Source organism: Nonomuraea insulae (genome assembly GCF_042656245.1).
Genome location: NZ_JBHSPA010000130.1, coordinates 59,476 through 75,007 on the forward strand (window position 1 = coordinate 59,476; position 15,532 = coordinate 75,007).

Consider the following 15,532-nt stretch of genomic DNA (forward strand, 5'->3'; position numbering starts at 1 on the left):
CCCTCGACGATGCGCCGTACGCAGCGCACCGTCAATAGTGCGGACCGTGATGTGGTCGCCCGGGCAGCACCTCGGGTGCATCAGCGGTCTCTGGGACCACCGACACGAGGATGGTGCACTAGTGAGCGGCCCCACGGACCCCCGGCGCACGAACTCCAGCCCTCCGAACCCCAACCCTTCAGACCCTCGGGCTCTGGGCCCCAACCCCACGGACTCCAGCCCTTCGGAGTCCAGCCCTTCGGACCCCAAAACTTTGGGCTCCGGACCGACGGATCCCGGGCCTTCGGACCACCGAGCGCAGGGCCCCGGGTCGACGGACCCGGAACGGACGGGCTCCGGGCGCGCGGATCCGGGACCGGCGGACCCCGGGCGCGCGGATTCGAGACGGGCGGGTTCTGGGCGGGCGGATGGGGGGATCGCCGGGGTGGTGGAGGCCGAGTTGGTGGCCGCGCTGGACGGGCGGCCGTTGGTCGTCGTCGACCGGTACAGCAACGCCCTGCGTACCGGCTACACCGGCCCAGCCCCCATCGAGGCCCTGCGGCCCGCCCTGAGCATCGGCTGTTACCCGGCCTGGGACCCCGCCCTGCCGGGCATGGTCGTGGCGGCAGAGGACCGCACCCGCGTACGGTCGGTGGCCGAGCGGCACGGCTGGCCGCGTCGCGTACGGCACGACGCCGCCCGGCACCTGGTCAAGCTCGACCGCCCGCCCGTCATCGCCACCTGGTGCGCCGACGCCCGGCTACCGGAGCTGGCCGGCCCCGGCAGCACCGTCGCCGCGATCGACCCGGGCGTCCGGGCCACGATCGAGGCCAGACACCTGTTCGACGACCTGCTGCGCGCGGCCGGGGTGCCCGCCGTGGCGCGGATCCCCTGCGTGCCCGTCGAGCGGCTGCCGAGCCTGCCGGAGCTGCGGCGCGCGGTCGGCGGCGAGCGCGTCGTGGTGCAGGCGGGAACCGCTTCCGGCGGGCGCGGCACGGTGATCGTGTCCGGCGAGGAGGACATGGCCAGGGCGGCGCGGCTGCTGGGGCCGTACCGGGTGGCCGCGTATGTGGACGGCTGGCCGTGCGCGATCACCGTCCTCAGCGTCCCGGACGGCGCGGGCGGCGTCAGCGTGTACGTGGACCGCCCCTCCCACGCCACCACCGGCGTCGCCGAACTGGGCATCGGCCTCCTCAGCCGCGCCGGCCGCGACTGGTCACGCCCCTGGCCCATCCCGGCCGCCGCCCTGCTCATCGAGTGCGCGGAACGCATCGCGATCTGGGGCTGGCGGCGGTACGGCGTCGCGGGCGTGTTCAGCCTGCACGCCCTGCTCACCCCCAGCGAACGCGTCTACCTCTCGGCTGTCAGGTGGCGTCACGACGAGTGCGCCGAGGTCTCGGCGGTCAACCAGCAGCTCGTGGGCGTGCCCCCGTTCGTCCTGGCCCATCTGGTCGTGATGTTGCGCGGCCGGGTGAGCTGGCTGACCGACTCTCAGGAGTTCAACCAGCTCAGCCTCCTGCGCGCCACCCAACGCGGCGGCCCCTTCTCGGTACGCGTCCGCCAGACCCACGGCTCCCCTGTACGGGCTTCGGCCGGTCAGGGCTCCGGCATCTACCACCTGGACCACGCCGACCGTCTGCGCTGGTCCCGCCCCGGCGCCCACCCCTCGCACGCCCGCGCCGACCAGGGCGAATTCCTCCTCGCCGACCTCCCGGCCCCGGACGTCGTCTGCCACCCGGGCGCCGACCTCGCCACCATCGAAGCGGTCACGGACGGCGCCACCCAGCCCTTCCACGGCCCCACCAGCGCCTCCCCCTTCACCCGCCGCATCGCCGCCGCCATCACCGCCCTCTTCACCCCCTGCACCCCCTAACCGCCTGCCACCCATCGCCCACCGCTCCGGTGGCCGGATCCGTGGTGGTGTACTGCTTCCACAGGGGTCTGCTTTGCCAGGTGTACGTGGGCGTGGCTTTCGATGGTCATGATCCCATCGGGCGCACCACCTCCGGCTGGCTGGATCAATAACCGACGGTGAACCGGCGCTGCACGTATCGGGGCAGTTCGCTCTCGTCGATGACGGCGACGGCCAGGTCCTCGGCGGAGATGTCGCTGGTGCCGTCCTCTCTGACCAGCAGCTGGTCCCCGCCGATCCGGAACCTCCCGGTGCGTCCGCCCGGCTCGACCCGCCCCGCCGACGGGCTGAGGTAGGTCCAGTTCCGGTTGGACAGGCGGTAGAGGCCCAGCGCCTCCCGGCCGGCCAGCACCGGCTTGACGTACTCCGCCGGGACCCCGAGCGCCTCGGGCAGCCCTTCGGCGAAGCCCTCGACGTCGACGACCTGGAGCCCCGGCCGTACCTCAAGGCTTCCCGCTCCCCCGATGACGATCAGCCGCGTGGAGGGGTGCGATTCCAGCGCTTCGAGCAGCACCCGCGCCGTGTCAGGAAACACGTGCGCGTTGGCGATCGTCTCGGGGATGTCCCGTCCGGCGTTGAGCGCGCTCACGACCACGTCCAGCCCGCCGATGGCGCCGATCACGCTCGCCACGTCCAGGACGTCGACGACCCGCCACGTGACCGCGCCCGGGTCGGCGGGGACGCGTGCCGCGTCGCTCGTGAACGCGGTGACCTGGTGGCCACGCTCCACAGCCTCCGCGACGATGCGCGATCCGATGACACCCGTGGCGCCGAGTACTCCGATGTTCATGACTTCCTCCTGTACGGCATTCAATAACTGAACGGCGTGTAGTTACTGCACAGAGCATAGACACTGAACGCGGTACGCTGTCAACATGACCGAAGGCGGCAGCAGGCGGGAGCGGCTCCGGGCCGAGACGGCGCGGGAGATCAAGGAGACCGCCATGACCCTGCTGGCCGAGGGCGGGCCAGGCGCGGTGACGTTGCGGGCCATCGCCCGCCGGATGGGGATGACGGCCGGAGCGCTCTACGGCTACCACGCCACCCGCGACGACCTGCTCACCTCGCTGATCGACGAGGTGTACACGGCGCTCATGGACGAGATCGAGAAGGCGCGCGACGCCCTGCCGCCCGACGACGCCCCGGGGCGGCTGCTGGCGTGGGCGGAGACGTTCCGCAGGTGGGCCACGGCCAATCCCGAGGGTTTCCGGCTGGTGTACGGCGAGCCGGTCCCCGACTACCAGCCCCCGCCCGGCGGCCCCGCCCCCGAGGCCGCACGCCGTGCCTGCGCCGGGCTCGTCGCACTGGTGGCCGCCGCCTGGCCGCACGCCGCCGCGAGCGCGGCCGCGGGGTCGTACGAATGGTCCGACTTCGGGCCCGGCCTGGCCGACGAGGTCCGCGAGTCCCACCCCGGCCTGCCGCCCGCCGCCGTGGCGCTGGCCCTGCGGGTGTGGGGCCGCATGCACGGGCTCGTCGCCCTGGAAGTCCACGGCCACCTGCGCGTCCAGGCCCGGCACCCGGACAAGCTGTACCGGGACGAGATGCGCGACCTCATCGCCTCCCTGGGGCTGGACGCGGCCTGATCTCCCACGGGCTGGGCGCGTCCTGACCCCTCGGGCTGGGCGCGTCCTGACCCCTCGGGCTGAGTGCGGCCTGATCCTCTCGGTCAGTGAGTGGACAGGACGCGGGCCAGGGCGTGAAAGGTCTCCGCAGGGGTGCCTGGTGGCGGGGAGACCCGGAGGACGGGTTCGCGCAGCTCCAAGGGGGCGCGGGCCGTGGGGACGATGCCGACCAGCAGGGATGCTTCGGCCGCGCGGGCGGCGGCGCGTTCGGGCGTGTCGCCTGGCGGGGGTCGGAGCATGACGAGGGCGGACGGCTCGTCGAGCGGCTCGGCCACACGCCAGCCCCCGGCCCCGTCGAGCACCCCGCGCGCCGTGCGGCCGAGGTCCGCCAGGTGGGCGTGTACGGCGGCCGGCCCGAGGGCGTGGTGCTCCAGCACGGCCACGGCGAGCCCGGCCCGAGCCGCGATGGACGCCTCCGAGCTCTCGTAACGCGCCGCCCCCCGCACGGGCACCGGCTCGTTCCGACGACGCCCGAAGTCCCCTGGCAGTCGCCCGGTCTCCGGCGAGCCGTCTCCGCTCTCCCCTGGCAGTCGCCCGGTCTCCGGCGAGCCGTCTCCGCTCTCCCCTGGCAGTCGCCCGGTCTCCGGCGAGCCGTCGCCGCTCTCCCATGACGGGTCGTTCCAGACGTGGCCGCCGAGAGTCGGGGCGGGCGCGTCCATCGACGGGGTCAGGGTGGTGACGATCAGGAAGCCGACGCCGCGCGGCCCGGCCAGCCACTTGCGCGAGGTTCCCACGTACGCCGTCGCCCCCGCCCCCCGTACCTCCACATGACCCAGTGACTGGCAGACGTCCAGGACGAACGGGACGCCCGACGCGCGGCACAGTGCCCCGATCTCGGCTGCCGGCTGCACCACTCCGCGATGGGAGCCGATGTGGGAGACGATCACCAGGTCCAGCCCCGACGCGAGCCGGGTACGGAGACCGTCGGGGTCGATGCGGGCGTCACCGTCCACCGGCAGTTCGACGAGCCGCCAGCCGCGCCGGACGGCCAGGCGGCGCAGGAGCATCAGGGTGCTGCCGTATTCGCCGCGGGCGCAGCCGACGCGGGTGCCCGGCCCCAGTTGCCAGCCGTCAAGGAGCGCCGCCATGGCCGCCGTCCCGCTCTCCATGAAGGCCACGTCCCCGGCCCCTGCCAGCGCGGCGAGGGCCCGGCGGGGCTCGGTGAGGTCGGGGACCGCGCCGTAGCCGCCGCGCTCGCGTTCCAGCCGCAGGTGCTCCATGACCGCGCCGAGGGTGCGGTCGCTGGGCACGTTGCAGCCGGCCGCGTCGAGGTGGCCGGGCGGCGACACGCTGCGTGCCGCCCGCCACACCTCGCCGACCCGCGCCCCCGCCCCCGCCACCGGCACCGGCACCGGCACGGGCACGGGCCCGCCCGCCGGCAGAGGCCCGGGGAAGGGCCCAGGGCTCACGCCTCGGCCAGGACCAGCGTGAAGTCGCCCGCGGGGTCGGTGTAGCGGCGACGCACCTGGAAGCCGGCCGCCTCCAGCTCCGCCCGCAGCCCCTCCGGCCGGAACTTGGAGCTGATCTCGGTACGCATCTCCTCCCCCGCCTCGAACGACACCGTCAGCCCGAGCCCCTCGACCCGCACCCACATGGAGCGGTTCGCCCGCAGGCGCATCTCGATCCAGTCGTGCTGCCCGTCGTACACCGCGACGTGCGTGAACGCCTCCGGGTCGAAGTCGGCCTCCAGCTCCCGGTTGATCACCCGCAGCACGTTCCTGTTGAACTCGGCCGTCACCCCGGCCGCGTCGTCGTAGGCGGCGATCAGCCGTCCGGTGTCCTTCACCAGGTCGGCCCCCAGCAGGAACGTGTCCCCTCGGCGCATCGTGGCCCGCAGCTCCTTCAGGAAGGCCGAGCGGGCGACCGGTTCCAGGTTGCCGATGGTGCCGCCGAGGAAGGCGACCATGCGGCGGCCGTTGCGCGGCAGCAGGGCGAGGTGGCGTTCGAAGTCGGCGCACACCGCTTGAACGTCCAGGCCGGGATAGCGCCCCGCCACCCGCCTGGCCGCGGCCTCCAGGGTGACCGCGTCCACGTCCACCGGGGTGTAGCCGCGCAACGTGCCCGCCGCCGCGAGCGCGTCCAGCAGCAGCACGGTCTTCTCACTGGTCCCCGAGCCCAGCTCGACCAGCGTGTCCGCACCGCCCGCCGCCGCCAGCTCCGCGGCCCTGGCGCGCAGGATCGTCAGTTCGCGCCGGGTCGGGTAGTACTCGGGCAATCGGGTGATGCGGGAGAAGAGCTCGCTGCCCGCGGCGTCGTAGAACCACTTGGGCGGCAGTGACTTGGGTGTCGAGGTCAGGCCGTTGGTGACGTCCTGTTCGAGGGCCTGGCGCAGGTAGTCGCGGTCAAGGTGGTTGATCACACGCACGGTGGACTGGCTGACAGGCACGAAGCCTCCTGAAGTGAGTTCACAACGGCTGGACGCGTACGTCGTCGCGGGTGACGGTCAGCAGACTGCGCTCGGGTACGGCCTGCCAGCCCGGCAGGTCGTCGAGCGGCTCGCTGGCCACCAGCACGCCGTCATGGAGTCGGTGATGGAAAAGGGTGTCGCCCCAGACGGTCGCGGCGATGGACGCGCCGTCACAGGCGAGCAGGTTCAGGCGGGCCGCGGGGTCCTTCTCCCCGGCCCGTACGACGACATGGGCCAGGGCCTCGCCCAGCCCGGCCCCGGCGCGTCCGCGCTGGAACACCGCGGCGGCGACCCAGGCGGCGTCGCAGGTGCTCTCGGCGCCGTCGGCGAGGTCCTTGACCGCGTCGCGCATGACGCGGCCGTTGTGGCTGAGCAGCCACGTGCCGTCGGTGAAGGGCGCGGTGGCGCTCTCCTCGATCGGCATGCCCACGGTGGCCGAGCGCACGGCCGCCAGCAGGCAGGTCGAGCGGGCCACCTCGGCGAGGGCGGGCAGGTTGGCGTCGGTCCAGATGGGCACGGAACGCCGGTAGCGCACCGGTTCGGCGCGGTCAGGGTCGTACCAGCCCATTCCGAACCCGTCGGCGTTGATCAGGCCCGCGCGCTGGCGGCGGGGCGCGTAGGACTGAACGAGCAGCCCGTACGGCGGCTCGTGGATGAGCGAGGTGAGCGGGCGGGCGGCGCCCAGCCAGGCGGCGTGCCTGCACACCTCAGACCAGCTCCGACCGGGCGCAGCGGAAGCCGGTGAAGATCTGCCGCCTGATCGGATAGTCCCAGTTCCTGAACGTGGTCCGCACCGCCGCCGGGTCGGCCGCCCACGAGCCGCCCCTCAGCACCCGGTATTCCTCGCCGAAGAACACCTCGCTGTACTCCTTGTAAGGGAAACTGCGAAACCCCGGGTATGCCTCGAACCACGAGGAGGTCCACTCCCACACGTCCCCCAGCAGCTGCTCGACCCCGTAGGCGGACGCCCCGCCCGGGTAGGCGCCCAGCGGCGCCGGATGCGCGGCGCGGTGGCCGAGGTTGGCCAGGGAGGGCCCCGGGTCGGCCTCGCCCCACGGGTAACGCCTGGCCCGCCGCGCCTCCGGGTCCCAGCCGCAGGCCTTCTCCCATTCGGGCTCGGTCGGCAGCCGCTTGCCGGCCCAGCGGGCGTAGGCGTCGGCCTCGTACCAGCAGACGTGCTGGACGGGCTCGTTCATGGGGAGCGGCTCGGTACGGCCGAAGCGGGTGCGCCACCACGAGTCTCCGTCCTTGGTCCAGAAGAGCGGGGTGGTGATGCCCCTGCGCTGACGCCACTCCCAGCCCTCGGGAGTCCACCAGCGCGGGTCGTCGTAGCCGCCGGCCTCGATGAAGGCCGCGTACGCGGCGTTGCCGACGGGCAGCCGGTCGATCCAGTAGCCGGGCAGGTCCACCCAGGTGGCCGGGCGCTCGTTGTCGTAGGCCCACGGGATGGTGTCGGTGCCCATCTGGAACGCTCCCGCGGGCACGTACACCTCCTCGGGGCCCGGCGCGCGGCCCGGCGGCAGGTCGCCCTCGCGGACGAGGCCGGGCTGCCCGGACAGTTGCAGCGTGGCGAGCATGGTCTCGTCGTGCTGGTGCTCGTGCTGGATCACCAGGCCGAACACGAACCCGTCGCGGTGCAGCGGGGAGGGGCCCTCCAGGTCGACGCTGTCGAGGACGTCGAGGACGCGGCCGCGTACGCCCTCGATGTAGCGCCGGGCCTCGGCCGGGCCGAGGAAGGGCAGGGTGGGGCGGTCCTTGCGCGGCGTCTTGAACGCGTCGTAGATGTCGTCGATCTCGGGGCGCATCGGCGTGATGCCCCCGGCCTCGCGGAGCACCCAGAGCTCCTCGTAGTTGCCCACGTGCGCCAGGTCCCACACGAGCGGCGACATCAGCGGCGAGTGCTGGCGGATGAGGAGGTCGTCGTCCGCCTCGGTGTAGGTCAGGGATCGGTCGCGTACCGCGAGGAGTTGCGCGGCTATGCGTTCCTTGTGGTCGTTCACGTATTTCCTCCGTCGTCTAGCCAGGCCGGAGCGGGCCGTCCCTGGTCCATCAGGTCGGCCGCCGGCGAGCGGCCGGTCGTCACGTGCCGGTCGGCGAACGCGGCCACCTCGCCGACCAGGCCGGGGTCCGCGCCGAGCCGGGGCAGCGCCTCCAGGGCGGCGCTGAAACACGCCTCCGCGGCCCTGCGCAGGCCAGGATCGGCCAGCCCGCACCGCGCCGCCGTCTCCCACGGCTCCCCATATGACCTCCGGTACGGCTCCACGGCCGCCATCGCGGCCTGCCCCGCGCGGTCGTCGCTGATGAGAGCGTGGGTCACGGCCACGCACACCGGCCAGGCCGCCGGGTGTTGCGCGTCGAGGTAGCGGATCTCCAGCCAGCCCCGGGGGCGCACCGGCGGGAAGAGCGTGGTGGCGTGGTAGGCCAGGTCCTCGGCGGTCGGCCTGCGTGCTCCGCCACCGTCGAGCCACTGGCGGAACGTCGAGCCGTCGCGGACGGGGCGGTAGCCGCCCTCGGCCTCGCGGACCAGCATGAGCCGGGCGTCCAGCAGGTATTCGGCCCAGTCGGCGGCGGGATCTCCCGTGGCGGGCACGGGCACCGTCCTCGACGGGTCGAGGTTGTTCCAGACGGCCTGGCGGCCCGACATCCAGCCGCACGGCCGGCCCCCGCTCAGCGGCGAGTTGGCGAAGGCGGCCAGCAGCACGGGGCCGAGCGCGTGGGCGCGCTCCCAGCGGGTCGCGGGATGTTCGCCGAGGTCCAGGTTGACCTGGATGGACGCGGTCGAGCACATCATCAGCGCGCCGTACGGGACGCCCAGGAACTCGGCCATCGCCTCGTAACGGGGCAGCGTGAGCTGGCGGCGTGCCGGGCGCACCGGATCGAGGCCCACCCCGCCCAGCACCAGCCCCACCGCCCGCAGCGCGTCGCGCACGGCGCTCACGTCGGCGGCCAGCCTGGTCAGCGTGCCGGCCAGCGGTCCCGCCGGTCCTGACAGTTCGAGCTGGCCGCCCGGCTCGAAGGTCACCCGGCTCCCGCCGGGCAACACCTCGGGCAGCACGCTCTCTGCCCTGGCCAGCGGCACGTGCCTGGCCGCGTCAGTGCGGTCGAAGACCAGGAATTCCAGCTCGACGCCGACGCGGTCGTCGGCGGCGGGCCTGAAGCAGCGGCGCGCGAAGTCCGCCACCTCCGAGGCGTCCCGCAGCGGCGTGTCCTCGGCCGTGGCCCCGATCATCGTCTCCCCTTCCGCCGTACGGAGCTACAGAGACGCGAGGGGCGCGAACGTTACAGAAAAATTTGCGTGTAACGGATGAGACGTCGCGGGCACTAGTTCACATGGGGCAGGCGAAGGTGAGCTGCGACGAGGTGATCGCGCTGCTCACGGACTATCTGGAGGACGCGCTCCCGGCCGAGGGGCATCGGGACGTCGCGGGGCATCTGGACGTGTGTCCGGGCTGTTCGGCCTGGCTGACGCAGGTTCTCGCGACGATCGCGGCCCTGGGCTGCCTTCGTGAGGGTGTCATCCCGCCGCCGGTGCTGGCCGCGCTGCGGGAGAGTTTCGCGGGGAGCCGCCAGGGACGGCCCAATGCCGCCGGGGCCGGTGGAGGCTGCCGGGGACGCGGCTAGGTCTGGCGTCGTTCGCGGAAGGCGGACATGAGGCGGTCGCGCACGCCGGCGGACAACTTCTCCGGGGGCTGGTCGCCCAGGGCCCTGATGGTGGCGCGGAACTGCCCGAAGTAGCGCTCGCACCCCTCACAGCAGGACAAATGCGCGTGTACGCCATCACGGGATGGCTGGTCGAGGACGTCTTCAAGGTAGGCGGTGAGGAGTTCCACCAGTTCGTCGCAGGTGAACCGCTTCACGACGTAAACCGCCCTTGTCTCTGAGATGAACCGTTTCACTTATTGTCGCCGCTCGACGGACCGGGTGGGGCCGCGAGTTTATTCCGGCTGTTTGACGGACTCGTAGTAGTCCGCCAGCCAGCCGCGTACGGCTGTGCGAGCACGATGCAGCAGCACCCGCTGGTTGGCCGCGGAGATCTCCAGGATCTCGCAGACTTCCTCGGAAGTGCACCCCTCCACGTCACGCAGAGCGATCACGACCCGCTGCCGCGGAGGCAGCCGGGCCAGGGCGTCGGCGATCAGCGTGCGCACCTCCGCGGCCAGCGCCTCGCCCTCGGGCGTCGGCCAGACCGCGGCGGGATCGCTCCAGCCGGCCGGCGTCAGGCCGAAGTCCTGGAACTGGGCGCCGTCCTGCTCGAACGCGCTCCACGGCAGTGTGCGGCTCTCCCGAACGCCACGTTTCTTCGCGGTGTTGACCAAGATGCGGTAAACCCACGTCTTGACCGACGACCGCCCCTCGAAACCGTCGATGGCGCCGATCACCGCCAGCCAGGTGTCCTGGACGACCTCCTCCGCGGAGTGGTCGGTGGACACATAGGTTCTGGCGACCCGCAGCATGCCTCTCGACCAGGTGTCGAGCAGCGCCGCGAACATCGCCTCGTCGCCGGCGCGCAGCCCCGCGACGACGACGTCGTCCGGGGGCAACCCTCCGCCCGCGAAAGACCCCACGATCGCTTCCCCTCCGGTCGAACGCTGGGACATCTCACCTCCGGAGCCGAGCCGAAGCACGGCGCCGCCCCACCGTGGGACGGCACCGCCCACGTTAATCTTCTCCACTGACGTTTCCCCGGGGCCGCCCGGGCATGACTATTCCAGTGCGTATTCTCAGGAGAGCGGTCCAGCCGGTTACCGGAGGGACAAGTCCGGGCAAATGGGTGAGGAGCATTCCATGCGGCGGCGGTCGGAAAGGCTGCTCTACGCGGCGAACGGGGTCGATCTCCGCGTCGCGGACGTCGAGCTGACCGGCGGAGAGCGTGTGGAGCGGCCCTTCATCCGCGCGCCGCGGGCCGCCGGGGCGGTGGTCTTCCATGGCGGACGGGTGCTACTACTGTGGCGTCACCGTCCCATCACCGACACGTGGGGATGGGAGATTCCGCTCGGCGACATCGGTGCCGGCGAGTCGCCCGAGGAGGCGGCGGCGCGGCATGTGGAGGAGCAGACGGGGTGGCGGGCGGGGCCGCTGCTGCCCCTGATCCGGACGCGGCCCGCCGGAGACGTCGCCGACTGCGACCACCTCATCTTCGCCGCCCACCAGCCCACCGACATCGGTGAGGGCGGCGCGGACGGCGCCGCCCCGGACGGCACCGCCACGGGCCGTGACGCCCGGGGCGACAGCTCTCCAGGCGGAGATGCCGCGAGCGGTGACGCTTCGGGCGGTGATGCTGCGGGCGGTGACTTGGAGCGTGGTCGGGCCGAGTGGGTGCCGATGTTGCGGATCCAAGGGCTGATCGAGGAGCAGGCCATCACCTCGGCCACCACGTCGGCGGCCCTGCTGCACTTCCTGGCCGACCTCCTCCAGGCCCGCGCGGCCCACTGACAATGGGTAGCGGACCGCCCGGGCGCTGACGGGGACGGCGTCAGTGCTGCTCGCCCGCCGGTTCCTGAACCGGGTCGCGAACACCCTCCTCCACCGCGGCGCCACGAAGGCGGTCGCGGCGGTTGGCGAGCAGGCTGGTGGTCGTGACGACGGCCAGGACCACCACGATGACGCCGAGCGAGGCGAGCGTCGGGATCTCCGGAACCCCGGGCCAGATGCCGTGTGCCCAGTGGAGGATCAGCTTGGCGCCGATGAAGGCCAGGATGACGCTGAGGCCGTGGTTGAGGTGGCGGAGCTTGGCGAGCACGCCCTGGAGCACGAAGTACAGCGCCCGCAGGCCCAGCAGGGCGAAGGCGTTGGTGGCGAAGACGAGGAACGGGTCGTCCGTGACCCCGTAGACGGCGGGCACCGAGTCCACGGCGAAGACGATGTCCGTGGCCAGGATCGCCACCGCCGCCAGCGCCAGCGGGGTGAGCGCCAGCCGCCCCTTCTCGCGTACGGCCAGGCGGGAGCCGCGGTAGTCCTCGGTGACCGGGACGAAGCGGCGTACCAGGCGGACCGTGCGCATGGAAGAGATGTCCACCTCCTGCTGGTGCCCGCCCAGCACGTCCTTGAGGATCTTCCCCGCTGTGACGATGAGGATCCCGCCGAACAGCAGGAACGCCCACGTGCCGCTCTGGAGCGCGGCGGCCCCGAGCAGGATGAAGATCGCGCGCAGGACCAGGGCTCCGACGATGCCGTACAGCAGCACCTGCCTGGCCAGCGCCGACGGCACCGCGAACGCCGCCAGCAGCAGCATGAACACGAACAGGTTGTCCACCGACAGCGACTTCTCCACCACGAACCCGGTGAAGAACTCGACCGCCACGCCACCCCCGTACCCGGCCCAGAGATAGGCGCCGAAGATCATGGGCAGCAGCAGGTAGAAGACCGACCAGCCGACCGCCGCGCCCATCCGCTCCGCACGCGAGCGGCGGGTGAGCAGCAGGTCCAGCGACAGCAGCAGCACCAGAGCCGCCACCGTGACCAGCCAGAGGGTTGGTGAAGCGATGCTACGCAGCTCTATGGCATACGAAAACGTCCCCGCGGACATGGGAAACCTCCCTCGAACGCACTTATCCGTTCGAGGTCTCCTTCACCCATGCGGGCAGCCGCCCGGGGACGCGCGGGACGTCCGTACTGACCGGGTCGGCTCTTGCGAAGTACTCCCCTCGCAGCGTTCAGACTAGATGAAACCCGGACATACCTCCAGCCCCAGCATCTGAAACACCGCGAAACCGGCCCCCGACCTGGGTACTGCCGCTTCGGCGGGCGTCGGAACACCCGTGATCGAAGCCGGCAGTACCCGGTCGAGGACCGGCTCATCGCCTGGCGGCGACAGGGAAGATCTACTTCCTCTTGGCCTCGGGCTCCTCCGCGGGGCAGCGGGCGCCCTGCGCGGGCACGGTCAGCGAGATCAGGTAGTTGTCCATCGCCTCCGTGGTGCACTGGGTCATGCCGTAGACGCCGTGGCCCCAGCCCTCGTAGGTGAGCAGCGCGGCCTTGGAGCCGAGCTGGCGGGCCACGTTGGCCGACCACATGTACGGTGTGTCCGGGTCGTGCAGGGAGGTGGCGACCAGCAGTGGAGCGCTGCCCGTGTACCGCAGCCGGTGCTGCGGGTTGGTGACGGGGCCGCTCTGGCAGATCGGCATGTCGCCCATCGGCATCGGGTTGTACCGCATGGTCGGAGCCACAGCGTTGGAGCTGCGCATCACATCGGCGTACTCGGCGTAGTCCCGTACCTTCAGGTTGAAGTCCTGGCAGAGGATCGCCGTCGGAAGCTCAGCGGTCTCCCCGTCCACGGGGCCGTTGCCGGGAGGGCCCGGCATGTCGTCCGGCACCGGCCCGCCGTCCAGGGCGAGGAGCACCTGCGCCTCCAGCGCCCAGTCGGGCGCCTCGTTGAGCACCACACCCAGCCAGAGGAGATTGTGGGCGCTCACCGCACGGTCGGTCTCGCCCGGCCAGTACAGCTCGCCGCGGTCCGCCTTGGCGACGAGCCCCTTCCACAGCGCCCGGACGTCGCGCCCGTGCAGAACGCAGTCGGTGTCGCGATCGCACCAGGCGACGAACTCGGAGAAGGCGTCCTCGACGCCGGCCGCCTCGGTCACCTGGAACGCCTTGACGTTGAGGCTGTGGTCCATGTTGCCGTCCAGCACCATGGCCCGGACCCGGTTCGGGAACAGCTCGGCGTACATCTGCTGGGCCAGCGTGCCGTAGGAGACCCCGTAGGAGGTGAGCTTGTCCTCGCCGAGGGCGGCGCGGATGGCGTTCATGTCACGCGCCACGTTGACCGAGTCGACGTGGTCGTAGAGAGGGCCGGTGCGCGCCCGGCAGTCCGCGCGCAGCTTCTGGTCGAAGGCGACCCACTTGTCGTAGTCGGCCTGGCTGGTCATGACCGGGCTCGGCATCTCGTTGTACACCGAAGCCGAGCAGGTGATCGAGCCGCTGCGGGCGACACCTCGGGGGTCGTAGCTGACGATGTCGAAGCGCCGCTGGACCTCCTCGCTGAAGCCGGAAGGGCGCAGGATGTCGTTCACGCCGGAGTTGCCGGGGCCACCCGGGTTGGTCAGCAGGGATCCGATCCGGGCCGCGGGGTCGGTGGCCTTGCGCCGGGCGAGGACCAGCTCGACAGCGGGCCCGTCCGGCTTGGACCAGTCGATGGGGACGGCCAGCGTGCCGCACTCGACGGTGGGCTCCTCCTCACACGGCCCCCAGGCGATCGCGCCCTTAACGCCTTGCTCGGCGTTGGCCGCCCCGGTCATCGAGAGGGGTAAAAGGGCCGCCATCACCACGAAGGCGGTGGCGAGCTTGGGAAATCTTCTCCGCACATTGCTCCAATCGTCGATCGGCAGACCGGGCCGCTCACACGGCACACGACCGGCCTCGACCTCGCTGCGTCTGCCGGCCGCGCAGGGCAGGACCAGAGGCTCGTCGAACGTCGACACCCCCCAGACCGTGGCGACAGTCCTTTACCGCAGCAGGATCGTTGATGCCTGCCTCTTTTCGATCTTCTGACGCTCGAATGTAACAGGACGACAGCCCGGGATTGACCGGGATTGACATGGGGACCGCGCTTGACGTCGCAGCGGCCCGCGATCCGACCAGCTCACGGGCGGAACCGACGCATGGCCTCGTGGGCGGTGCTCACGCTTCGCCGCAAAGCCCGCTCCAGCTCGCCGGCGTCGGCGGCCAGGCGCTCCAGCTCGGGCACAGCGAACGTGTCGGCCCCCGTCTCGGCCACCAGATCCTCGTACTGGTGCACCCGGCCCCGCAGCTCCTCGATCTGGTGGTAGGCCACGTACGCGCGCTCGGCGTCGGCGACGCTGGCCGCGTACCCCTCCAGCGCCTCGACCCTGGCCAGCACCGCTGCCTCGCTGCTGTCGAGCGCCCGCGTCAAGGGTTCGGCCACGGCCGCTGCCTCGGGCGTGAGCCCCTGCGAGACGGTCTCCCTGTGCTCGGTGCGCAGGGCCGACAGCTTGGCCAGCAGGCGGGCGATCTCCCACTCCTGCGCGGGCAGTATCACCGCGTTGCGCACGTCGTCTAGCAGGCCCTCGGCGTTGACCCGGGAGCCGGTCACGGTGGCGATCGCGCGCTGGGCGCGGGCCAGGAGCCTGGCGGCGGGCTCGTCGAGGTCGTCGATGAGCACGTAGCGGCCCTCGTACCAGCGAAGCTGCGCGAACGCCTCCCGCTCGAACCTGTACTCATCCGCCTCGTCCTTGGAAAGGCCCTTGCGGTCGAGCAGCAACATCGCCAAGGGGATGCCGAGCAGCGTGAGCAGCAGCACGGCAAGCCCCGGGCTCATGAGGCCGAGGCCCAGCAGCATGCCGAAGGAGGCCGCCGGCCCGAACGCCGCCAGCATCCAGTAGTGCAGGCCGGAGGATGGTCGCCACAGCTTGGGGGCCCATCCCTGGCGCATCTTGATCAGAACGCGGCCGCTCTTTCTGAGCACCTGGGCGTCCTGCGGCGGTACTTCGGGGTCTACGATCACATCCGCCACGGATTGGGGCCCTCTGGGTTCCTGCTCTCGATGAAGCGGCCCGCGCCGGGGTGGGGTCGTCGGGGTGGTGGCGTGCCGTGGTATTCCGGGCGGTGTTCGAAGTGCCACCACTCGTTGTCGTAGATGCGGTACAGGTCGTAGCG

Annotated in this window: 15 protein-coding genes; 4 read left to right on the forward strand and 11 right to left on the reverse strand. The window is 71.9% G+C overall.

Annotated elements, in window-relative coordinates:
* Positions 1–427: 427 nt before the first annotated feature.
* Positions 428–1,852 carry a hypothetical protein gene (locus ACFPZ3_RS67870; RefSeq protein WP_379524934.1) on the forward strand — a complete coding sequence of 475 codons (1,425 nt, stop codon included), beginning with the start codon at positions 428–430 and terminating at the stop codon, positions 1,850–1,852.
* A gap of 145 nt (positions 1,853–1,997) precedes the next feature.
* Here the strand turns inward: ACFPZ3_RS67870 and ACFPZ3_RS67875 are convergent, their stop codons facing one another.
* Positions 1,998–2,681: an NAD(P)-dependent oxidoreductase gene (locus ACFPZ3_RS67875; RefSeq protein WP_379524935.1), complete on the reverse strand. Its 684-nt coding sequence runs from the start codon at positions 2,679–2,681 to the stop codon at positions 1,998–2,000.
* An 85-nt stretch (positions 2,682–2,766) separates the two neighbouring features.
* Here ACFPZ3_RS67875 and ACFPZ3_RS67880 point away from each other — a divergent pair, with 85 nt between their 5' ends.
* Positions 2,767–3,474 (forward strand): TetR/AcrR family transcriptional regulator, encoded by a 708-nt coding sequence (locus tag ACFPZ3_RS67880; RefSeq protein ID WP_379524936.1) that lies wholly within the window; start codon positions 2,767–2,769, stop codon positions 3,472–3,474.
* A gap of 83 nt (positions 3,475–3,557) precedes the next feature.
* Here ACFPZ3_RS67880 and egtE read toward each other — a convergent pair whose 3' ends face one another.
* The 5 genes from egtE to egtA are packed head-to-tail and all read right to left on the reverse strand — an operon-like array spanning position 3,558 to position 9,149.
* Positions 3,558–4,877, reverse strand: coding sequence for an ergothioneine biosynthesis PLP-dependent enzyme EgtE (gene egtE / locus ACFPZ3_RS67885; RefSeq protein ID WP_379524937.1), 1,320 nt, complete (start codon positions 4,875–4,877; stop codon positions 3,558–3,560).
* Between the two features lie 41 nt (positions 4,878–4,918).
* Positions 4,919–5,899, reverse strand: coding sequence for an L-histidine N(alpha)-methyltransferase (gene egtD, locus ACFPZ3_RS67890; RefSeq protein WP_379524938.1), 981 nt, complete (start codon positions 5,897–5,899; stop codon positions 4,919–4,921).
* Between the two features lie 19 nt (positions 5,900–5,918).
* Positions 5,919–6,626, reverse strand: a complete 708-nt coding sequence (gene egtC / locus ACFPZ3_RS67895; protein ID WP_379524939.1) for an ergothioneine biosynthesis protein EgtC — start codon at positions 6,624–6,626, stop codon at positions 5,919–5,921.
* Position 6,627: 1 nt separating this feature from the next.
* Entirely contained in the window at positions 6,628–7,920 is a 1,293-nt protein-coding gene (gene egtB, locus ACFPZ3_RS67900) for an ergothioneine biosynthesis protein EgtB (protein WP_379524940.1), read from the reverse strand.
* Positions 7,917–9,149 carry an ergothioneine biosynthesis glutamate--cysteine ligase EgtA gene (gene egtA, locus ACFPZ3_RS67905; protein ID WP_379524941.1) on the reverse strand — a complete coding sequence of 411 codons (1,233 nt, stop codon included), beginning with the start codon at positions 9,147–9,149 and terminating at the stop codon, positions 7,917–7,919. The genes egtB and egtA overlap by 4 nt, the downstream gene beginning before the upstream one ends.
* Positions 9,150–9,250: 101 nt before the next feature.
* Between egtA and ACFPZ3_RS67910 the strand changes: the two genes are divergently transcribed.
* Positions 9,251–9,541, forward strand: a complete 291-nt coding sequence (locus tag ACFPZ3_RS67910; protein ID WP_379524942.1) for an anti-sigma factor family protein — start codon at positions 9,251–9,253, stop codon at positions 9,539–9,541.
* Here the strand turns inward: ACFPZ3_RS67910 and ACFPZ3_RS67915 are convergent.
* Entirely contained in the window at positions 9,538–9,777 is a 240-nt protein-coding gene (locus ACFPZ3_RS67915; RefSeq protein ID WP_379524943.1) for an anti-sigma factor family protein, read from the reverse strand. The genes ACFPZ3_RS67910 and ACFPZ3_RS67915 overlap by 4 nt on opposite strands.
* A gap of 78 nt (positions 9,778–9,855) precedes the next feature.
* Entirely contained in the window at positions 9,856–10,518 is a 663-nt protein-coding gene (locus ACFPZ3_RS67920; RefSeq protein ID WP_379524944.1) for an RNA polymerase sigma factor, read from the reverse strand.
* Between the two features lie 187 nt (positions 10,519–10,705).
* Here ACFPZ3_RS67920 and ACFPZ3_RS67925 point away from each other — a divergent pair, with 187 nt between their 5' ends.
* Positions 10,706–11,353, forward strand: a complete 648-nt coding sequence (locus ACFPZ3_RS67925) for an NUDIX hydrolase (protein WP_379524945.1) — start codon at positions 10,706–10,708, stop codon at positions 11,351–11,353.
* A gap of 40 nt (positions 11,354–11,393) precedes the next feature.
* Here the strand turns inward: ACFPZ3_RS67925 and ACFPZ3_RS67930 are convergent, their stop codons facing one another.
* From ACFPZ3_RS67930 to ACFPZ3_RS67940, 3 genes are all read right to left on the reverse strand, one after another.
* Positions 11,394–12,446: a TerC/Alx family metal homeostasis membrane protein gene (locus tag ACFPZ3_RS67930; protein WP_379524946.1), complete on the reverse strand. Its 1,053-nt coding sequence runs from the start codon at positions 12,444–12,446 to the stop codon at positions 11,394–11,396.
* A 295-nt stretch (positions 12,447–12,741) separates the two neighbouring features.
* Positions 12,742–14,337, reverse strand: a complete 1,596-nt coding sequence (locus ACFPZ3_RS67935) for an alpha/beta fold hydrolase (RefSeq protein WP_379524947.1) — start codon at positions 14,335–14,337, stop codon at positions 12,742–12,744.
* A 161-nt stretch (positions 14,338–14,498) separates the two neighbouring features.
* A complete protein-coding gene (locus ACFPZ3_RS67940) occupies positions 14,499–15,380 on the reverse strand; it encodes a hypothetical protein (RefSeq protein ID WP_379524948.1) in 882 nt (293 codons plus the stop codon).
* Positions 15,381–15,532 lie beyond the last annotated feature (152 nt).